Genomic DNA, 19,833 nt, shown 5'->3' with positions numbered 1-19,833 from the left:
GTCGGCTCTATAGACCAATGGTTTGCACTTTGGACAGGGCAACGCTGCCCAGACCTGCCAGGTTCAACATCAACTCACCGCCGGTCTGGCTGATGGTCACGCTGTTGACCGTTGCCGGCAGGTAAGTAATCAGTGAGGTGTTCGTGCCGTCGATGGTGCTCGTTGCGCCGAAGGTGTAAGTACCCGCCGGTGCCACCGCGCCCGAACTGTCCTTGCCGTCCCAAATGAAGCTGGCATTGCCGGCGCTTTGACTGCCCAGGTCGAGGGTGCGGATGACCGTGCCTGCCGAGTTGGTGATCTTGACGGTGGCTGCAGAAACCGATGTCGGCACCACGACGGTACCGTTGAGGCTCTTGGAGGTGTCGACCACGGCTTTGTCGGTCTGCGCGATGACCGAACGGCCCACCAGCGAAGAAGCCTGCAAGGCTTGCGACGAGTTGTAGTTGCCGGCAATACCGCTGACGGTGTCGTTCAGCGTGGTGATGCCTTCCAGGCTACTGAACTGCGCCAACTGGGCTACGAACGCGCTGTTGTCCTGAGGATCGAGCGGGTTCTGGTTTTTCAGCTGGGTGACCAGCAGTTGCAGGAACGCATCCTTGCCCAATGCCTTGCTGCCGGTGGCACTGCTGGTCGCCGCGGAAAGACCATCACTGGTGGTCGTGGTCTTGACCGAAGAGTTGGCCAGGACATCCTTGATGCTTACGCCGCTGGTGGTATCGGTAACACTCATCGAAAGTCGCCCCTTATCACTGACCGAGGGTCAGGACCTTCTGCATCATGGTTTTGGCGGTGTTCATCATTTCTGCGTTGGTCTGGAACGAACGGCTTGCGGAAATCATGTCGGCCATTTCTTCGACGACGTTGACGTTCGGGTAGTAGACGTAGCCCTTGGCATCGGCAGCCGGATGATTCGGCTCGTAGCGCGCTTCAAGGTTGCTCTGGTCTTCGACCACACCCAGCACTTGCACGCCTTGACCGGCCGCGTCCTGGTTCTGGAACAGCGAATCGCTGCCGCCGCTCTGGCCGCCCTGGAACATGGTGGCGAACACCGGATGACGGGCGCGATAGGTCTGGTCGATGCTCGACGAAACGGTCTCGGCGTTGGCGATGTTCGAGGCCACGGTGTTCAAGCGAGTGGTCTGGGCACTCATGCCGCTACCGGCAATGTTGAAAACACTGGATAGAGACATGGATTACTCTCCGCGCAGGGCTGACACCAGCCCTTTGAATTTACTGTTGAGCAGGGTGAAGCTGGCCTGGAAGTTGACCGCGTTTTCCGCGTAATTCGACTGTTCCAGTTGGGCGTCCACGGTGTTCTGGTCGATCGACGGTTGCATCGGCGTGCGATACATCAGCGACTCATCGCCATTGCCCAGCCCTTCAGCTTCGATGTGACGGCTGTTGGTCATGCTCAAGGCGAACTTGCCGTTTTTGGTTTTCTCGTTCTGCTCGGCAAGCACTTTCGAGAAGTCCAGATCCCGAGCCTTGTAGTTCGGGGTGTCGGCGTTGGCGATGTTGTTGGCCAGGACTTCGGCACGCTGAGCGCGGAAGCCCAGGGCTTGTTCATGGATACCGAGCGCTTTATCGAAGCTGATGCTCATGTCGGGAAACCTTCGGGTGACCTGATTTTTCGTAACGTGAACATAGCAAGCGGCGTGCCAATTCAAAAAAGCCCGTAAACCGGGGCTTTGCGGGCAGTCGCGAGGCGGCAATGCCAGAAAAGCGGCAACCGATTTCCGCCGCCTGCCGCTTTTCTGCCGCTTCTCACCATCCAAAGAACACCACTTGACCCTGTGGGAGCGTGGTGTCACAGGCATAAAAAAACGGGAGCCCCAATGGACTCCCGTTTTTTATGCCGTCAACGAATCACTTCGCCTGGTAAATGATCCCCGGGCTGCACTGGACCATCTGGTAATGGTCCGGCAAACCGTTCAGCGCTTCGGACGCGCCAAGGAACAGATAACCGCCCGGCTTGAGCGTGCTGTGAATGCGCAACAGGATGTCTTTCTTCACCTCGGCGGAGAAGTAGATCAGCACGTTGCGGCAGAACACGATGTCGAACTTGCCCAGGCTTGCGTAGCTGTCCAGCAGGTTGAACGAGCGAAACTCCACCCGACTCTTGATCGGTGCCTTGACGGCCCAGCGCCCCGGCCCCTTGGGGTCGAAGTAACGCTGAAGGCGCTCGGGCGACAGACCGCGACCGATGGCCAGGCTGTCGTACTCGCCGGTTTTGCAATTGGTCAGCATGGTGCCGGACAGGTCGGTGGCAACGATCTGCACGCCCATCTTCAATTGGCCCATATTGACCCGTTCGAATTCATCGATGGACATCGACAGCGAATACGGTTCCTGACCCGACGAACACGCCGCCGACCAGATCCGCAGGCGCTGACCGGGGCAGGCCTTGATCGCTTCAGGCAATACCTTGTTCTTCAAGACTTCAAACGGATAGGTGTCACGAAACCACAGGGTTTCGTTGGTGGTCATGGCATCCACCACCATCTCGCGCAAACCGCTGCGCGGCTGGGTCTGGATGCGCTGAACCAGCTCACCCAACGATTTGATGCCCTGCTGTTCCATCAGTTTGTTGAGACGGCTCGAGACCAGATATTGCTTGTTTTCACCGAGCAAAATGCCACAGGCTTTTTCCAGGAATACCCGGAACTGTTCGAAATCCAAATTACCCGTAGACAAAGATACCRCCTCTTAAATCGTGTTGACCGCCAGGGGCAGAAGGCCTCTAGCTGTTATCTGCTGCTTTGATCCGGTCGACTACCCGGGATGCCAGGTCATCAGGACGGAACTTGGCCAGGAAGTCATCGGCACCGACCTTCTTGACCATCGCCTGATTGAACACACCCGACAACGAAGTATGCAGGATGATATGGAGCTTTTGCATGCGCGGATCGGCGCGGATCTCGGCCGTCAGGGTGTACCCGTCCATCTCCGGCATCTCGATGTCGGAGATCATCATCAGGAACTCTTCTTCCGGCTTCTTGCCCTCGTCAACCAGCTTGCGCAGGTAATCCAGCGCTTGCCGGCCGTCGTTCAACGCCACCACTTCGACACCGATCGTTTGCAGGCAACGGGTCACCTGCTTGCGCGCCACCGACGAGTCGTCGACCGTCAATACGCGCAACGAGAGCGCCTTGTGCTGGGTTTCAACATCGACCACGCCGATCGAAATCGCTTCCGGTGTCGGCGCCACTTCCGCCAGCACCTTCTCGACGTCGATGATTTCGACTAACTGGTTGTCGACCCGAGTCACAGCCGTCAGGTAGTGATCGCGCCCCGTGCCCTTGGGTGGCGGATGAATCTCCTCCCAGTTCATGTTGACGATGCGCTCCACCGACCGAACCAGGAAACCCTGGGTCTTGGTGTTGTACTCCGTGATGATCACGAAGGGATTGCTCTGGTCCAGCAACCGACCGGCACCGGTCGCCATCGCCAGATCCAGGATCGGAATGGTTGCCCCCCGAATATTCGCCACACCGCACACGACAGGACTGGACTTGGGCATCAGGGTCAGCTTGGGGCATTGCAGCACCTCGCGAACCTTGAACACGTTGATCCCATACAGCTGCTGGCCGTCGAGACGGAACAACAACAGCTCAAGGCGATTCTGCCCTACCAGTTGCGTGCGCTGGTTCACCGAATCCATTACACCAGCCATGCCCAGACTCCTACACCAACGCTAAGTGTGTTGCGACGCACATTCATCACGAAACGGCACGGCGCTTGCTTTTTAACTCTTATGAACACAGAACCGACATTTTTCCGACACCTGACATCAACCTGCCGCAGATTGCTCTGCGCGATGTCGGCCGCTTGCCTGTTCAACGCTGGCAGCCCTGCCCTTGCTGATACGGTTACCTTGCCTGACATGCTTATCGGCGTCACCCAGGGCTTTCTTGAATTCACCGTAGAGGACTATCTGGCCACCAGTCAAACGCAAGGTCGCTACGAAATCCAGGTCAACCAGCTCGATCCGCGCCTGCGCATGCCTATGTGCGACAAGGAATTGACAGCCACCCTCGAGAGCCCGGCAAGGCCTCTGGGACGGGTCACGGTCAAGGTTCGCTGCGAGGGCGCCTCGCCCTGGACGGTCTTCGTGCCCGCTCAAGTGAAGCTGTTTCGCGACATCGTGACGACCACTCGTCCGCTCAAGCGCACAGGGATTATCGAACCTCAGGATGTAACCCTGCGCGAGCGTGATATCAGCCTGATAAATCAGGGGTTTCTGACTTCCGTCGATCAGGCGATCGGGCAAAAACTTACCCGACCAATGGTCGCCGATCAGATCATTACGCTGGTGCATCTCGAACAGGCGGAAGTGGTTCGCAAGGGCGACCAGGTGGTGATTACCGCCCGCAGTGGTACGCTCAGTGTGCGCATGCCGGGTGAAGCGCTGTCCAACGGCGGCCTGAGCGAACAGATTCGCGTGAAGAACCTTAACTCCCAGCGGGTCATCAAGGCGCAAGTCACCGCGCCCGGCCAGGTGGAAGTGGCCATGTAAGGGCTCTGTGTTTGTGAAGTGATGGCGCACCGCCTGGCGGTTGCCTAAACTGTGCCGCATGCAGGGCATGCGCTGGCGCATGCGAGCTCATTGATAAATGGGCCTAAAGTTTTTCGGGGAATCGCCGAAAACATGGCAAGCGTCCAAATATCCAGAGGTTTTTTGTCATGGTCATCGATTTCAGTCGTTTAAACAGCTCCTCGTCACTTACGGGCAGTACGCGTACCAGCACCGCCAAGGAAACCGCCGAAGCCGGCCAATCCGCGCCGCTGAATACCCCGGCCGAACAGGCCAGTACCACCAAAAGCGGGGAATCGGTACACCTCAGCAATGAGGCTCAACAGTTGCAGAAGGTCACTGACAAGCTGCGCGATCAGCCTGCCGTCGACAACGCCCGCGTGGCCGAGTTGAAAGCAGCGATTRCCGATGGCAGCTATAAAGTCGACAGCAACCGTGTAGCCAGCAAACTGCTCAACTTCGAAGCCCAGCGCTAGGCCACGGCCCGCGCCAGGCTTTTGGACGCTTAAAACCCAAGGCCAGCCATGCACGACACTCATTTACTGCAACTGATCATCGATGACTTTGCCCCGGCGCAACAACTGCTGGAGCTACTGCAAACCGAGTCCCTCGCCTTGCACGGTCGTGACATGCCACTGCTCGAAGAAATTCTGGCGCATAAACAGGCATTGATCATTCTGCTCGAACAGCATGGCCGCAAGCGCAGTGAAATCCTCGCCAGCCTCAACCTGCCAACCAACCGCCAAGGCCTGGAGCAGCTCGCCAGCCAGTCGAGCATTGGCGAACGGTTGCTGGAACAGAGCGACGTGCTGACCGACCTCCTGGCCCAGTGCCAGGCCGCCAATGCCAACAATGGCCAGTCGATTCTGGTGCAGCAGGCCGCCACGGCCAACCAGCTGAAAATCCTCACCGGCGGCGAGCCGCCAGCGCTCTACGATGCCCGCGGATCAACCTCCAAGCTCGCCAAGCCACGCCAGCTCAGTCAGGCTTGAGCCTTTCGATGAGCACGCCCTATCAAGACGCGAAACATGCTGGCAGAATGCTGGCTAGTAGTCATATTTGTCTGGAGATTGATACCCCGTGTCCAATGCCTTAAGCGCGGAAGATGCTCCGCAGCCCCCCAAGGTGCTCACCACGCCCCTGGAAATCTCCGGCAACCTGCGTCAGCTGCAAGACAGCCATGACCCGCTGATCATCACGTTCCACGAGCGCAGCCAGCGCTTCCAGAGTTATCTGGTGGACGTCGACCGTGACAGCAAGATGATCGCCCTGGACGAAATGATCCCGCGCGACGGCGAACGCTTTCTGCTGGCCGGTGAACCGTTCAAGGTCGAAGGCTTCCACGATGGCGTGCGCATCGCGTGGGAAAGCAATGGCCCGCTGACCATCGACGAATCCGGTGATGGCCGCTGCTACCGTGGCACGCTGCCCGATGAGGTGGTTTACCACCAGCGCCGCAATGCTTTCCGCGCGGCGTTGAAGCTGGCACAACTGGTCAATGTCGAGCTGGGGGGTGAGAAACTCAAGTCGCCCATCGCCGGCAAACTGCTGGACATCTCCGCCACCGGCTGCAAATTGCGCTTCGAAGGCGACATCACCGCCAAGCTGCAATTGGGCCAGGTCTACGACCGCTTCATCGCCGCCCTGCCCTTCGGCAGCATGACGGCACCGGTGGAGCTGCGTTACCTGCACTTTGAAGAAAAGATCAACACCACCTTCGCCGGCGTGCGTTTTCACAACATGAGCGGCTTGGTGCAACGGCAGGTCGAGCGGTTCGTCTATCAGCTTCAGCGTGAAGCGCGGCGCTTCGATAAAGACGATTTCTGATACGCCCCGCCAATAAAAAACGGGCAGTCCCTTGCGGTGACTGCCCGTTTTTTTATGCCTTGATCAAGGCCGCGCTTCGGTAAAACTTTGCTCGCGACCTGCGTCCGGGTCTTCTGAATCCGAAACTGTTTCAGGTTCAGGTTCGGGCCCGGCATCCGGATTGGCATCAGGCTCCGGGTTGACCGGATTCTGCATCTGATCCTGCACCACCTGCTCATCGACACGCGGGTCAAGGCACGCCACCAGTGGCGAACTCGACATGCTGTCGGGCATGGCCACGTGATGCAGCGGAGCATCGTCCACCTGATGCAGGTTGGTCACCGCTTTCGGACGGATTCGCCACACCAGCACCAGCGCGAAGAAGCTGAAAAAGGCATAGAGCATGTGACTGCCGAACAACTTCATCAGCACCCCGGCCACCAGCGGTCCGACACTCGCGCCGACACCGTAGGTCACCAGCAACATGGCCGTCAGCGACACCCGGCGATCACCCTCGACGTGGTCGTTGGAGAACGCCACCGCCAGCGGGTACAGGCAGAACTGCACCAACGAACAGAGGAACCCGGCGATGAACAGCACCTCCAGCGGTACCTGCTGCATGATCGCCAGCGGCAACGCGGCCAGTGCCAGGCTAAACGCAAAACTGCGGATCAACAGCGCCCGATCGTAGCGGTCCGACAGCCACCCCAACGGCCACTGCACCACCAGGCCCGCAAAAATGCAGCTGCCCATGAACAGACCGACCTGCTCGGTGGACAATCCTTGCTGGGAGGCATACAGCGGCGCCAGGCCGTAGAACGAACCGACGATCAATCCCGCCCCCAACACCGTGCTCAGTGACTGCGGCACGCGCTTGATGAAGAAGCGCGGTTCCATCGGCGCCGGGTGCAATGGCGCCGGGTGAATCCGCCGGGTCAGGGCCACCGGCACCAGACACAGGGCGAAGCACAGCGCGACCAGCATCAACAGTTCCAGGCCCAGGCCCGGGTGCATGACCAGAATCAGCTGACCCAGCACCAGCCCCAGGTACGAGGCGATCATGTAGCCGCTGAACACCACGCCACGCTGCTTGGCTTCTGCCTGCTCGTTGAGCCAGCTTTCGATCACCATGTACTGGCACATCATGCCCAGGCCAACGATCACCCGCAGGAACAACCACGCGGGCAGCCAGTCCACCAGGCCATGGCCCAGCACCGCCGCACCGACGATCCCGGCGCAGGCTGAATAAGCTCGAATATGCCCGACCCGGGCAATCAGCCGATGGCCGATCTTGCCGCCCAGCACCAGGCCGAAATAGTTGGCCGCCATCAACGCGCCGACCCACAGGCTGTCGACCTTATCGGCCGCCAGGCGCAGGGCAAGGTAGGTACTCAACAGGCCCGAGCCGATCAACATCATCAGCGAGGCGAAATAAAGTCCTCGAAAGGATTTCAGGATTTGGCGCATCGGCGTTCCGAGCGGCTCCTTGCAGTGAGTATCGGGCTATCGACAACGATAGCCCGATGGCGACAGGACGTCAGGCCTGGGCTGCTAGAACACGCCGTTCCCAGGGAGTAATTTCATCGAGGAAGCTGGTCAACTCCAGGGTCTTCGAAGCGATGTAGCCTTCGATGAACTCCTTGCCGAACAGTTCCTTCGCCAATTGGCTACGTTTCAGACGTTCAAGAGCGGCATGCAAGGTACACGGCAACGCAAGATTATCCGGCACCACAAATTCGCCCCGGGCCGCTTCGCTCGGTTCCAGTTTGTTTTCGATGCCATACAGCCCCGACGCCAGGCTCGCGGCGATCGCCAGATACGGGTTGGCGTCAGCCCCCGGCAGGCGGTTTTCGACCCGACGAGCGACCGGTGAACTGGCCGGAATGCGCAGGCCGGCCGCGCGGTTGTCATGGGACCAGCAGGCATTATTGGGCGATGCAAAAGGATGGCACAGGCGCTGATAAGAGTTCACGTTCGGCGCAAACAGCGCGGTGAAATCCGCCAGGCCAGCCTGTTGGCCACCGATGAAATGACGGAAGGTCGCGGTCGGCTCGCCAGCCTCGTCGCTGAACACGTTACGCCCGCTGTCGATCTCGACGACGCTCTGGTGGATATGCATCGAACTGCCCGGCGTGTGAGCCAACGGCTTGGCCATGCAGACCACGGTCAGGCCATGCTTGAGCGCCACTTCCTTGAGCAGATGCTTGAACAGCAAGGTCTGGTCGGCCAGCAACAGCGGATCGCCATGCAACAGGTTGATCTCGAACTGGCTGACGCCCATCTCGTGCATGAAGGTATCGCGCGGCAAACCCAGCGCCGCCATGCCTGCGTAGACTTCAGTGAAGAACGGCCGCAAGCCGTTATTGGAGCTGATGCTGAATGCCGAATGACCGTCCTCGCGACGACCGTCCAGGCCCACTGGCGGCTGGAAGGGTTGCGTCGGGTCAGGGTTGGGCGCGAACACAAAGAATTCCAGCTCGGTCGCCACAACGGGTGCCAGACCAAGGGCAGCGTAGCGAGCGATCACCGCCTTGAGTTGGCCGCGAGTCGACAGGTGCGAGCTCTCGCCGGTCAGCTCCTGCGCATCGCATATGGCCAGTGCCCGAGGGTGCGAACTCCAGGGCAAGCGGTGGATCTGCCCCGGATCAGGCACCAGCGCCAGGTCGCCATCGTCGCTGCCGTAAAAGTGCGCGGGCGGATAGCCGCCCATGATGCATTGCAGCAGCACTCCCCGCGCCATCTGCAAACGCCGCCCCTCAAGAAATCCTTCAGCGGTCATTACCTTGCCGCGTGGTACGCCGTTCAGGTCCGGCGTGACACATTCAATCTCATCAATGCCCGTCAATCGCTGAGCGAGTGAACGATGGCCATCGGTAGTCATGACGCAATCCTTGTTGTTGTACGAGCCGCGAACGGCGACCCGTACAAAATAGGCTCCGGCCGTTCGGAATATCAAGCAGCGTCAAACAAAAAGGCACAATCGCACCGTAGGAGCTGCCGCAGGCTGCGATCTTTTGATCTTGCCTTTAAAAAACAAAGTCAAAAGATCGCAGGCTTCGCCAGCTCCTACGGGGAGTATTCCAGGTCAGAAACGGCGTTTTATGGGAGGTACAGGCTGAACACACCACCGCCCAATGGCCCGCCATTACTGATTTCGGTGCGTCCGCCCACACCATCACGCTGATGCAAGGCAGCAATCCGCCCGGCGAAGTACAAACCAAGGCCGGTACTGCCACTGCTGTGGTTGATGCCCTGCACGTAATCGGCCTGACGCTCGATCATCTCGGCTGGATAGCCCTCGCCATCGTCGTTGATGGTCAGCACCAGTTGCCCGGCTTCATCGCTGACGCTGATCAACAAGGCGTGGCGAGCGTAACGAATGGCGTTGTTGATGCAATTGGCGAGCACCGAGGCAATCAGCTCTCGATCGAAGAAACCCAGCGGGCTCAACGGGTCCACTTCATAGGTCGCGATAATGCCGCGGCTGGCGAACACGTCCTGGTGAGCCGCCAGTTGCGCCTCAATGAAATCATCCAGCTCATGGTAGGCCGGCTGCAATGGCATCTGATTGACGCCGAGTTTGTACAGCCCCAACAACTGCACCAGCATGTCATTGAGATGGGCGAACTCGAAGTCGATGACGCCCTGCTCCGGGGTGTGCTGCTCAGGATCGGGTAAGCGTGCCAGCCATTGACTGTGCGCCTGCATCAGCATGGCCAGAGAGTTCTTCATGTCGTGCACGGTGGAGGCAATCACCGTGGAGAAGTCGAGTGACGGTTCGCTGTCGATCATTCGCCGAACGCCTTGATTTTCAGTTTCTGGTAGCGCGGATAACGCGCATCGGTATCGGGCATCAGGCCGACCGTTTTCAGGCAGGCCCGGCACTCTTCCAGCTCGGCCGACGGGACGCTGGTGTCGGTGCCATGCAGCAGCGACTGCGCCATGTTCAGGGCAATACTGATGTTCTTCGGTTGCAGCGCCAGGGCTTTGCGGAACACCTCCCGGGCTTCCACCAGGTTGCCGGTCTTGTACACCCGCACGCCCTGACGGTTGAGGTCGGCGGCGGCGTTGCCCGAGTTGAGGATGGTCGGGTCGTCGGTCAGCTTGGCGATGCCCTTCATCACGGTCGGATCGTCGCCGTAGATTTCCGCACAGTTTTTCAACATCGAAGCACCGGCACTCGCCTGCCCCAGCATTTGCAACTGCTTGGCCACCAGCAGCGCCGCTTCGGCGCTCATGAACTGTTCCATGCCATCGAGGCGCATCATCGCTTGCTCGGTGAGCTTCTCGGCGGTTTCGGCATCGTTGAGCAGCAGGCTGGTGGCCTTCATCAGACGCGCACGAATCTGCAGGCCCGGGTCGGAAGGGTTCTCCTTCGCCACCGCACTCAGCGTCGTGTTGATTTCCAGGCGGGTCCGTGTGTCCAGGCCCTTTTCCGCGCCTTTGCTGATCAAGGCATGGGCCAGGCCGAGGTTGCTTTCTGCATCCTTGAAACGTGACTGCGCCCCTTGGTTCACGGCCTGGCGATAGGCTTTGGAGGCGGTGTCGAAATCTTCGTTGGCCATTGCCAGTTTGCCCAGCAACGCTTGCCGGCGCACCGCCAGCGGCGACAGGCGAATTGCTTCCTCCAACACTTTCTGCGCCGCTTTGGTGTCGCCTTCGGCGACCAGCACATCGGCCATGCCATCGTAGAGGGCCGGCATCATCGGGAAGACTTTCAAGGCTTTTTCGTAAATGCCCTTGGCCTGGCTGACCTGCCCGCGCTTGAACAGCAATTGGCCCAACCCGGCAAACGCCCAGGGCAAAGGCCGATCCGCAATGATGCTGTCGTAAAGACGCTCCAGCGCTTCGTTCTGGTTCAGGTCGCGCAACGCATCGGCGCGGTAACGCAGGCACAGCGGCGAATAACGAATGTCTTGTTTGCACAAGGCGATGCAGGCATTGAGCACTTCAACCGGTTTACCTCGGTCAAGCGCTTGCAGGATCGGTTTGAGCAAGGTCTTGCGCTGTTCCAGTCGCTCCAGGCGCTGGGCCAGGCCGGAGCGGTTGAACGGTTTGGTCAGATAAGCGTCGGGCTCATGCTCCAGCGCGCTAAGTACCATGGCCTGGCTGGTTTCGGCGGTGACCATGACAAACACACTTTCATGGCTGATCAGCTTTTCGATCATCAGGTCTTCGAGTACCTGCTGACCGTTCTTCTTGCCATCGCCCAGGTGGAAATCCTGCAGGATGAAGTCGTAAGACTTCTGCGAGCACATGCGCAGCGCCTGCTCACCGGTATCGGCGGTGTCGACGTCCTTGACGCCCAACTCCCGCAGCATGGACCTGACGGAACTGCGGAAATCCGAGAAATCATCGACGATCAAAAAGCTTTTTTGGTGATACGACAGCATCGAAGATTTCCAGGCAATTTAAGGAAGAACAACCTAAAGGCAATGGCTGCGAGTTCAGCTTGGCGACTTTTTGGGCGCGCAGATAATAGCGGGAGGCCATCAGCTATCAAGCAATTTCGCACAATCTCGCAATAAGGTTTGCCGGTCGCCGGAGACGAAATTCACAACGACCGATCGGGTTATCGGCCAGCAGTGGCAATCCCTTGAAGCAGCGGGTGTGCAATCGCGTAATTCGTTGTCATGACAGGTTTTCCACGTAAGTCGTCAGGTGGTTCGAGCAAGAAAAAAACCGCCAGAGGAATGCTCTGATGGGCTTTCTTAACCGCTGACGTTGCAATTTGAGGGCGTCCCAGCACTTTAAATACGCAGCCAGCCCTTGCCGCATAAGGGTTTCAGCTCATTTTAGGCGCACCCGTATTGAGTGCCTGCGGCCCCTTCGCCAAAAACAAATCGACGTAATATTGACACCAAAACATCCACTTGTCGGAATATTGGCACATCGTACTGTTACCTTGGTTTAACACCTTTACAAAGCCTGACCCCACAACTAAACACCTATCAAACTGATATCAGGAAAGGCCGTATCCCTGAGTCAGTGCTGTACCAAAACACGGCCTCACCCAGCCATCACTTCAGGGGTCCCTGCCATATGGGTACTCTCAGATCATTGCGCGCCATGCGCAACGCAGCCCCAGGCTTGGGCCCTCGTTCGCCCAACCGCTCCTGCGATTCGCTCCTCAAGTGCGGCGAACTTTTTCACCCCCGCGACACCAGCGTCCCTCTGCCCGCAGCGCCTATTGCGTCGGGCCCGGAATGCCGACGATGTCCGGCGGCCGCCCCGCACCGCTCCTGAACACCCTGAGCGGCACAAACACGGGACTTCGTCCTGTTAGCAGTCCCTGGCGATTCCAATAAAAAAGCATTCTCGGGAGAAAGACATGGCTACCACCACCACGACCAGCGGCGGCACCGTTACTTCGTTTTCCAATACGCCGCAGGCGCAGGACGACATTTTCACAACAGGTGTCATTGGTACGAGCAGCGCGACCATCACTGAAGACCTGCAGGGTGTCGTGTACCTGGACGTCATGTCCAATGACCTGGGCGGTAACGCAAAGACGCTCTGGTCAGTTGATAACGCGACCAGTCTTTCTACTGCCACCAAGGTTTATGCTCCAGCCGATCTGCTGGTCCAGGACACGTGCAGAATTGAGGCTACGAGTACCGACACCAGCCTCAACGGGGCAAAAATCTGGATTACATCGGATGGCAAAGTTGGCTATGACGCCGCGACCTTATCGACTGCTTTCAAGGCGCAACTTCAAGAGCTTGCTGCCGGCGCGTCCCTGGCAGACAGCTTTACGTACGCGATTCGTCTCGGCAATGGCACCCTCAGCTGGGCCACTGCGCAGGTGCAATTCGCAGGTGTGAATGACAGCGTGACGATGAGCCTCGGCGCACAGGCCGGCACCGTAACCGAAGATGCAACCACGACGCCGAGCACGACCGACTCGCTGAGCACGACCGGCACGATTGCATTTAGCGATGTCGATCTGAGCGACACGCATACCGCTTCATTCGTGGCGGCGGGAGGCAATACCACAGCGCTGGGCAACTTCGCCCTTGCCTCTGTAATGGAAGCGGCCAATGCGGCCAACGGCACCGTTAACTGGACCTACACCGTGAACAATGCGGCAGCCCAGTACCTGGCCCAAGGTCAGACAGCTACCGAAACCTATGTGGTCACCGTCAACGATGGGCATGGTTCGTCGACAACGCAAAATGTGATCATCACCCTCACCGGCACCAACGACCAGGTGCACATCACCAGCGGCGTGCAGACCGGCGATGCCAAGGAAGACAGTGGCGACTACGCAGCCAACGGCAGCATCACCTTCACCGACGCCGACCTGATCGACACCCACAGCGTCACCGTCACACCGGGCGCTTCCGGCTACCTGGGCAGCTTCACCACAGATCCACTGCACGACAGCACCGGCACCGGTAGCGGCTCGCTGGGCTGGCACTTCGCGGTAGACAACGCCGCCGTGCAGTTCCTGGGCGAAGGCCAGACCCTCACCCAGACCTATAACGTGGCGATCGGCGACGGCACGGTACAGACCGTGACCATTACTATCACCGGCACCAACGACCGGCCGACGCTGACAATTGCCGACACCGCCGGCACCATGAGCGAAGGCAACGGTACGGCCACACTGAGCGACAGCGGCGCACTGAGCTTTGCCGATGTGGACAACATCGACGTGGTGACTGTGTCGCACACCTCCAACGGCAACATCGCCTGGAGCGGCGGCACGCTCGATGCGGGCGTGGCTTCGGCACTGGTCGCCGGTTTCTCGGTCGATCAGAACAGTTGGGACTACAGCACCAGCCAGAACCTCGATTTCCTCGGCGCGGGTGAAACCGTCACCTTCTCGTATACCGTGGTCGCCACCGACAACAGCGGCGCGGCTAACGCTGCTTCGGCGACGCAGACCGTGACCATCACCATTACCGGCAGCAACGATGCGCCGGTGCTCAGTTTCGCAACGGGCAATGATGCCGGCGCCGTGAAGGAAGACACCACCCTCAGCGTCAGTGGCCAGTTCAACTCGACCGACATCGATCACAATGCCACCGCCACCTGGAGCATTGCCGGGTCCAATACCGGCACCTATGGCTCGATCGCCGTCGACGGCGCCGGTAAGTGGACGTACACCCTGGCCAACGGCACCGATGGCGTTGCCAGTGCCGTGCAGTCGCTGAAGGTTGGCGAGAGTCATAACGAGGTGTTCAGCGTGCAGGTCAGCGATGGCCTCGGCGGCGTCGCCACCCATCTGGTCACTGTCACCGTCACCGGAACCAATGACGGTCCGGTCGCGGTAGCCGATGTCGCCGCCGGCACGGAAAACCAAACCCTGACCATCGACGTACTGGCCAACGACACCGACGTCGACAACGGTCATCTGTTCACCCTGAACAGCGCCAGTGCCCCGCTCGGCCAGGGCAGCGCCAGCGTGGTCGCCAACCAATTGCTGTTCACCCCAGGCAGCGACTTCGATCACCTGGCACAAGGCGCCGTCGCGCACGTGACACTCAGCTACACCATGCAGGACGAACACGGCGCGCTTTCGTCTAGTACGGTGGACGTGACGATCACCGGCACCAACGACGGCCCAGTCGCGGTGGCCGATACSGCCGCTGGTACGGAAAATCAGMCCCTGACCATCGACGTRYTGGCCAACGACACCGACGTMGACGACGGCCACCTGTTCACCYTGAACACTGCCAATGCCCCGCTCGGCCARGGCACCGTCAGCGTGGTCGCCAACCAATTGSTGTTCAACCCCGGCAGCGACTTTGATCATCTGGCGCAAGGTGCAATCCAGCACGTGACACTGAGCTACACCATGCAGGACGAACACGGCGCACTCTCGTCTAGTACGGTGGACGTAACCATCACCGGCACCAACGACGGCCCAGTCGCGGTGGCCGATGTCGCCGCTGGCACGGAAAACCAGACCCTGACCATCGACGTRYTGGCCAACGAYACCGACGTCGACGACGGCCACCTGTTCACGCTGAACAGCGCCAGCGCGCCGCTCGGCCAAGGCTCGGCCAGCGTGGTCGCCAACCAGTTGCTGTTCAACCCCGGCAACGACTTTGATCATCTGGCGCAAGGTGCAATCCAGCACGTAACGCTCAGCTACACCATGCAGGACGAATACGGTGCACTCTCGAGTTCCACCGTGGACGTAACCATCACCGGCACCAACGACGGCCCRGTCGCGGTGGCCGATGTCGCCGCTGGCACGGAAAACCAGACCCTGACCATCGACGTATTGGCCAACGACACCGACGTCGACGACGGCCACCTGTTCACCTTGAACACTGCCAATGCYCCGCTCGGCCAAGGCACCGTCAGCGTGGTCGCCAACCAATTGSTGTTCACCCCTGGCAGCGACTTCGATCATCTGGCGCAAGGTGCAATCCAGCACGTAACGCTGAGCTACACCATGCAGGACGAACACGGCGCGCTCTCGAGTTCCACCGTGGACGTGACCATCACCGGCACCAATGACGGTCCGATCGCGGTGGCCGATACAGCCGCCGGCACGGAAAATCAAACCCTGACCATCGACGTGCTGGCCAACGATACCGACGTCGACGACGGTCATCTGTTCACCCTGAACAGCGCCAATGCGCCGCTCGGCCAAGGCACCGTCAGCGTGGTCGCCAACCAATTGSTGTTCAACCCCGGCAGCGACTTTGATCATCTGGCGCAAGGTGCAATCCAGCACGTGACACTGAGCTACACCATGCAGGACGAACACGGCGCRCTCTCGTCTAGTACGGTGGACGTGACGATCACCGGCAGCAACGACGGCCCGGTCGCGGTGGCCGATACGGCCGCCGGCACGGAAAATCAAACCCTGACCATCGACGTGCTGGCCAACGACACCGACGTCGATGACGGCCACCTGTTCACCCTGAACAGCGCCAGCGCGCCGCTCGGCCAGGGCTCGGCCAGCGTGGTCGCCAACCAATTGGTGTTCAACCCCGGCAGCGACTTCGACCACTTGGCGCAAGGTGCCGTCCAGCATGTGACACTCAGCTACACCATGCAGGACGAACACGGCGCGCTTTCGAGTTCCACCGTGGACGTGACCATCACCGGCACCAACGACGGTCCGGTCGCGGTGGCCGATACGGCCGCCGGCACGGAAAATCAAACCCTGACCATCGACGTGCTGGCCAACGACACCGACGTCGATGACGGCCACCTGTTCACCCTGAACAGCGCCAGCACTCCGCTCGGCCAAGGCACCGCCAGCGTGGTCGCCAACCAATTGGTGTTCACCCCAGGCAGCGACTTTGATCATCTGGCGCAAGGCGCCGTCGCGCACGTGACACTCAGCTACACCATGCAGGACGAACATGGCGCGCTTTCGAGTTCCACCGTGGACGTGACCGTCACCGGCACCAACGACGGTCCGGTCGCGGTGGCCGATACGGCCGCCGGCACGGAAAATCAAACCCTGACCATCGACGTGCTGGCCAACGACACCGACGTCGATGACGGCCACCTGTTCACCCTGAACAGCGCCAGCGCGCCGCTCGGCCAGGGCACCGTCAGCGTGGTCGCCAACCAATTGCTGTTCACCCCCGGCAGCGACTTCGATCATCTGGCGCAAGGTGCAATCCAGCACGTGACACTGAGCTACACCATGCAGGACGAACACGGCGCGCTCTCGTCTAGTACTGTGGACGTGACTATCACCGGCACCAACGACCAACCAACCCTGACAATTGCCGACACCACCGGCGCTATGAACGAGGGCGATGGTGCGGCAATGCTGAGCGACAGCGGCGCCCTGAGCTTTGCCGATCTGGACAGCACCGACGTGGTGACCGTGTCACACACCGCCAACGGCGACATCACCTGGAGCGGCGGCACACTCAATGCGGGCGTGGCTTCGGCACTGGTCGCCGGCTTCTCGGTCGATCAGGACGGCTGGGATTACAGCACCAGCCAGAACCTCGACTTCCTCGGCGCGGGTGAAACCATCACCTTTTCGTACACGGTGGTCGCCACCGATGACAGCGGCGCGGCTAACGCTGCTTCGGCAACGCAGACTGTCAGCATCACCATTACCGGCAGCAACGATGCACCCGTACTCAGTTTCGCCAGCGGCAACGAGCTTGGTGCAGTGCAGGAAGACACCATCCTCAGCGTCAGCGGCCAGTTCAGCTCGACCGACATCGATCACAATGCCACCGCCACCTGGAGCATTGCCGGGTCCAATACCGGCACTTACGGCTCGATCGCCGTCGACAGCAGCAGCGGCCARTGGACCTACACCCTGGCCAACGGCAGCGACGGGGTCGCCAGTGCCGTGCAGTCGCTGCAGGCCGGCGAGAGCCATAACGAGGTGTTCACCATCCAGGTCAGCGACGGCCTGGGCGGCGTTGACACCCAGCAGGTGACCGTCACTGTCACCGGCAGCAATGACGCGCCGGTGCTCAGCTTCGCGTCGGGCAATGATGCCGGTGCGGTGCAGGAGGACAGCACCCTCAGCGTCAGCGGCCAGTTCAGCTCGAGCGACATCGACCATGCAGCCACTGCCACCTGGTCCATCAATGGCTCGGCAACTGGAACCTACGGCTCGATCGCCGTCGACGGCAGCGGTCAGTGGACTTACACCTTGGCCAACGGCACCAATGGCGTYGCCAGTGCCGTGCAATCGCTGCAGGCCGGCGAGAGCCATAACGAAGTGTTCAGTGTGCAGGTCAGTGATGGCCTCGGTGGCATCGACACCCAGCAGGTGACCGTCACTGTCACCGGCAGCAACGATGCGCCGGTGCTCAGCTTCGCGTCGGGCAATGATGCCGGTGCGGTGCAGGAAGACAGCATCCTCAGCGTCAGCGGCCAGTTCAACTCGAGCGACATCGACCATGCGGCCACCGCCACCTGGTCGATCAATGGCTCGGCAACCGGCACTTATGGCTCGATCGCCGTCGACAGCACGGGCCAGTGGACCTACACCCTGGCCAACGGCAGCGATGGCGATGGCGTCGCCAGTGCCGTGCAGTCGCTGAAGGTTGGCGAGACTCACAATGAAGTATTCACCGTGCAGGTCAGCGATGGCCTCGGTGGCGTCGACACCCAGCAGGTGACCGTCACCATCACCGGCAGCAACGATGCGCCGGTACTCAGTTTCGCCAGCGGCAACGATGCCGGCACCGTGCAGGAAGACACCACCCTCAGCGTCAGCGGCCAATTCAGCTCGAGCGACATCGATCACGCGGCCACCGCGACCTGGAGCATTGCCGGGTCCAACACCGGCAGCTACGGCTCGATCACCGTCGACAGCACGGGCCAGTGGACTTACACGTTGGCCAATGGCACCGACGGTGTCGCCAGTGCCGTGCAGTCGCTGAAGGTTGGCGAGACTCACAACGAAGTGTTCAGCGTGCAGGTCAGCGATGGCCTGGGCGGCGTCGACACCCAGCAGGTGACCGTCACTGTCACCGGCAGCAACGATGCACCGGTGCTCAGTTTCGCCAGCGGCAATGATGCCGGCGGGGTGCAGGAAGACACCATCCTCAGCGTCAGCGGCCAGTTCAGCTCAAGCGACATCGACCATGCGGCCACGGCTACCTGGAGCATCGCCGGAACGGCTAACGGCACTTATGGCTCAATCGCCGTCGACAGCACCGGCCAGTGGACCTACACCCTGGCCAACGGCACCGATGGTGTCGCCAGTGCCGTGCAGTCGCTGAAGGTCGGCGAGAGTCACAACGAAGTGTTCACCATCCAGGTCAGCGACGGCCTCGGCGGCGTCGACACCCAGCAGGTAACCGTCACCGTCACTGGCAGCAACGATGCGCCGGTGCTCAGCTTCGCCAGCGGCAATGATATGGGCGCGGTGCAGGAAGACAGCATCCTCAGCGTCAGCGGCCAGTTCAACTCGAGCGACATCGACCATGCGGCCACCGCCACTTGGAGCATCGCCGGGTCCAATACCGGCAGCTACGGCTCGATCGCCGTCGACAGCACCGGTCAATGGACCTACACCCTAGCCAACGGCACCGATGGCGTCGCCAGTGCGGTGCAATCGCTGAAGGCCGGCGAAAGTCATAACGAAGTGTTCACCATCCAGGTCAGCGATGGCCTCGGCGGTGTCGACACCCAACAGGTCACTGTCACCGTCACCGGCAGCAATGACGTCGCCGTGCTGTCCTCGACCAGTGTCACACTGACCGAAACCAATGCTCCGCTGACTACGGGTGGTAGCCTGACCGTCAGTGATATCGACAGCCCGGAAAGCTTCCACACGCAAACCAACACCGCCGGCAGCTACGGCCAGTTCTCCATCGGCACCGACGGAGCCTGGACCTACGTCGCCAACTCCGCGCACAACGAGTTCGCCGCCGGYACCACCTACACCGACACCTTCGCSGTGAGCAGTGCCGAYGGCACCCTCACTTCGGTCACCGTGCACATCCTCGGTACCAACGATGCGGCCGTGCTGTCCACCGGCGTCTCCAACCTCACCGAAACCAATGCCGCCGTCGACATTTCCACCGCCGGTACCC

General features: G+C 60.3%; 14 protein-coding genes. 5 read left to right on the top strand and 9 right to left on the bottom strand.

Translation table 11 applies throughout. The annotated features are described in order from the left end of the window. Positions 1-7: 7 nt before the first annotated feature. The 5 genes from flgD to AC1D2Q_RS28515 form a co-directional block, all read right to left on the bottom strand. A complete protein-coding gene (gene flgD, locus AC1D2Q_RS28535) occupies positions 8-730 on the bottom strand; it encodes a flagellar hook assembly protein FlgD (protein WP_305409910.1) in 723 nt (240 codons plus the stop codon). Between the two features lie 16 nt (positions 731-746). Continuing rightward, positions 747-1,190: a flagellar basal body rod protein FlgC gene (gene flgC / locus AC1D2Q_RS28530; protein ID WP_007937507.1), complete on the bottom strand. Its 444-nt coding sequence runs from the start codon at positions 1,188-1,190 to the stop codon at positions 747-749. Positions 1,191-1,193: 3 nt separating this feature from the next. Then, positions 1,194-1,601, bottom strand: a complete 408-nt coding sequence (flgB, locus tag AC1D2Q_RS28525) for a flagellar basal body rod protein FlgB (protein ID WP_007937506.1) — start codon at positions 1,599-1,601, stop codon at positions 1,194-1,196. A 265-nt stretch (positions 1,602-1,866) separates the two neighbouring features. Further along, entirely contained in the window at positions 1,867-2,694 is an 828-nt protein-coding gene (gene cheR, locus AC1D2Q_RS28520) for a protein-glutamate O-methyltransferase CheR (RefSeq protein WP_477815398.1), read from the bottom strand. Positions 2,695-2,740: 46 nt separating this feature from the next. After that, positions 2,741-3,673, bottom strand: coding sequence for a chemotaxis protein CheV (locus AC1D2Q_RS28515; protein WP_477815397.1), 933 nt, complete (start codon positions 3,671-3,673; stop codon positions 2,741-2,743). A gap of 81 nt (positions 3,674-3,754) precedes the next feature. Between AC1D2Q_RS28515 and flgA the strand changes: the two genes are divergently transcribed. The 4 genes from flgA (at position 3,755) to AC1D2Q_RS28495 (ending at position 6,361) form a co-directional block, all read left to right on the top strand. After that, entirely contained in the window at positions 3,755-4,516 is a 762-nt protein-coding gene (gene flgA / locus AC1D2Q_RS28510; RefSeq protein WP_026286438.1) for a flagellar basal body P-ring formation chaperone FlgA, read from the top strand. A 167-nt stretch (positions 4,517-4,683) separates the two neighbouring features. After that, positions 4,684-5,010 carry a flagellar biosynthesis anti-sigma factor FlgM gene (gene flgM, locus AC1D2Q_RS28505; protein WP_477815396.1) on the top strand — a complete coding sequence of 109 codons (327 nt, stop codon included), beginning with the start codon at positions 4,684-4,686 and terminating at the stop codon, positions 5,008-5,010. 48 nt (positions 5,011-5,058) lie between these two features. Next, positions 5,059-5,526 (top strand): flagella synthesis protein FlgN, encoded by a 468-nt coding sequence (locus tag AC1D2Q_RS28500; protein ID WP_477815395.1) that lies wholly within the window; start codon positions 5,059-5,061, stop codon positions 5,524-5,526. Between the two features lie 88 nt (positions 5,527-5,614). Next, complete coding sequence (locus tag AC1D2Q_RS28495) at positions 5,615-6,361, top strand: flagellar brake protein (protein WP_477815394.1); 747 nt, start codon at positions 5,615-5,617, stop codon at positions 6,359-6,361. Between the two features lie 63 nt (positions 6,362-6,424). On the opposite strand, the gene AC1D2Q_RS28490 is transcribed toward AC1D2Q_RS28495, so the two are convergent. The 4 genes from AC1D2Q_RS28490 to AC1D2Q_RS28475 form a co-directional block, all read right to left on the bottom strand. Continuing rightward, on the bottom strand, positions 6,425-7,807 hold the full coding sequence (locus tag AC1D2Q_RS28490) for an MFS transporter (RefSeq protein WP_477815393.1): 1,383 nt from the start codon (positions 7,805-7,807) through the stop codon (positions 6,425-6,427). 70 nt (positions 7,808-7,877) lie between these two features. After that, a complete protein-coding gene (locus AC1D2Q_RS28485) occupies positions 7,878-9,119 on the bottom strand; it encodes a glutamine synthetase family protein (protein ID WP_477815414.1) in 1,242 nt (413 codons plus the stop codon). A 320-nt stretch (positions 9,120-9,439) separates the two neighbouring features. Next, the gene (locus AC1D2Q_RS28480) at positions 9,440-10,132 is read right to left on the bottom strand and encodes a sensor histidine kinase (RefSeq protein WP_477815392.1); all 693 of its coding nucleotides are present in this window, start codon (positions 10,130-10,132) and stop codon (positions 9,440-9,442) included. Then, a complete protein-coding gene (locus tag AC1D2Q_RS28475) occupies positions 10,129-11,733 on the bottom strand; it encodes a tetratricopeptide repeat-containing response regulator (RefSeq protein ID WP_019582899.1) in 1,605 nt (534 codons plus the stop codon). Before AC1D2Q_RS28475 ends, AC1D2Q_RS28480 begins: the two co-directional genes overlap by 4 nt. A gap of 938 nt (positions 11,734-12,671) precedes the next feature. Here AC1D2Q_RS28475 and AC1D2Q_RS28470 point away from each other — a divergent pair. Beyond that, a partial coding sequence (locus AC1D2Q_RS28470) for a beta strand repeat-containing protein (protein WP_477815391.1) occupies positions 12,672-19,833 on the top strand: 7,162 nt, incomplete at its 3' end.

This window comes from Pseudomonas sp. P1_A1, from assembly GCF_056406935.1.
The sequence above is the reverse complement of the archived record's forward strand: the minus strand, read 5'-3'. Positions and strand labels throughout refer to the sequence as shown.

Bases quoted from the DNA above. Each gene is read 5' to 3' on its own strand.
- AC1D2Q_RS28475 (WP_019582899.1), bottom strand. From the start codon at position 11,733: ATGCTGTCGTATCACCAAAAAAGCTTTTTGATCGTCGATGATTTCTCG.
- AC1D2Q_RS28485 (WP_477815414.1), bottom strand. From the start codon at position 9,119: ATGACCGCTGAAGGATTTCTTGAGGGGCGGCGTTTGCAGATGGCGCGG.
- flgD (WP_305409910.1), bottom strand. From the start codon at position 730: ATGAGTGTTACCGATACCACCAGCGGCGTAAGCATCAAGGATGTCCTG.
- AC1D2Q_RS28500 (WP_477815395.1), top strand. From the start codon at position 5,059: ATGCACGACACTCATTTACTGCAACTGATCATCGATGACTTTGCCCCG.
- flgC (WP_007937507.1), bottom strand. From the start codon at position 1,190: ATGTCTCTATCCAGTGTTTTCAACATTGCCGGTAGCGGCATGAGTGCC.
- flgA (WP_026286438.1), top strand. From the start codon at position 3,755: ATGAACACAGAACCGACATTTTTCCGACACCTGACATCAACCTGCCGC.
- flgB (WP_007937506.1), bottom strand. From the start codon at position 1,601: ATGAGCATCAGCTTCGATAAAGCGCTCGGTATCCATGAACAAGCCCTG.
- AC1D2Q_RS28515 (WP_477815397.1), bottom strand. From the start codon at position 3,673: ATGGCTGGTGTAATGGATTCGGTGAACCAGCGCACGCAACTGGTAGGG.
- AC1D2Q_RS28480 (WP_477815392.1), bottom strand. From the start codon at position 10,132: ATGATCGACAGCGAACCGTCACTCGACTTCTCCACGGTGATTGCCTCC.
- AC1D2Q_RS28490 (WP_477815393.1), bottom strand. From the start codon at position 7,807: ATGCGCCAAATCCTGAAATCCTTTCGAGGACTTTATTTCGCCTCGCTG.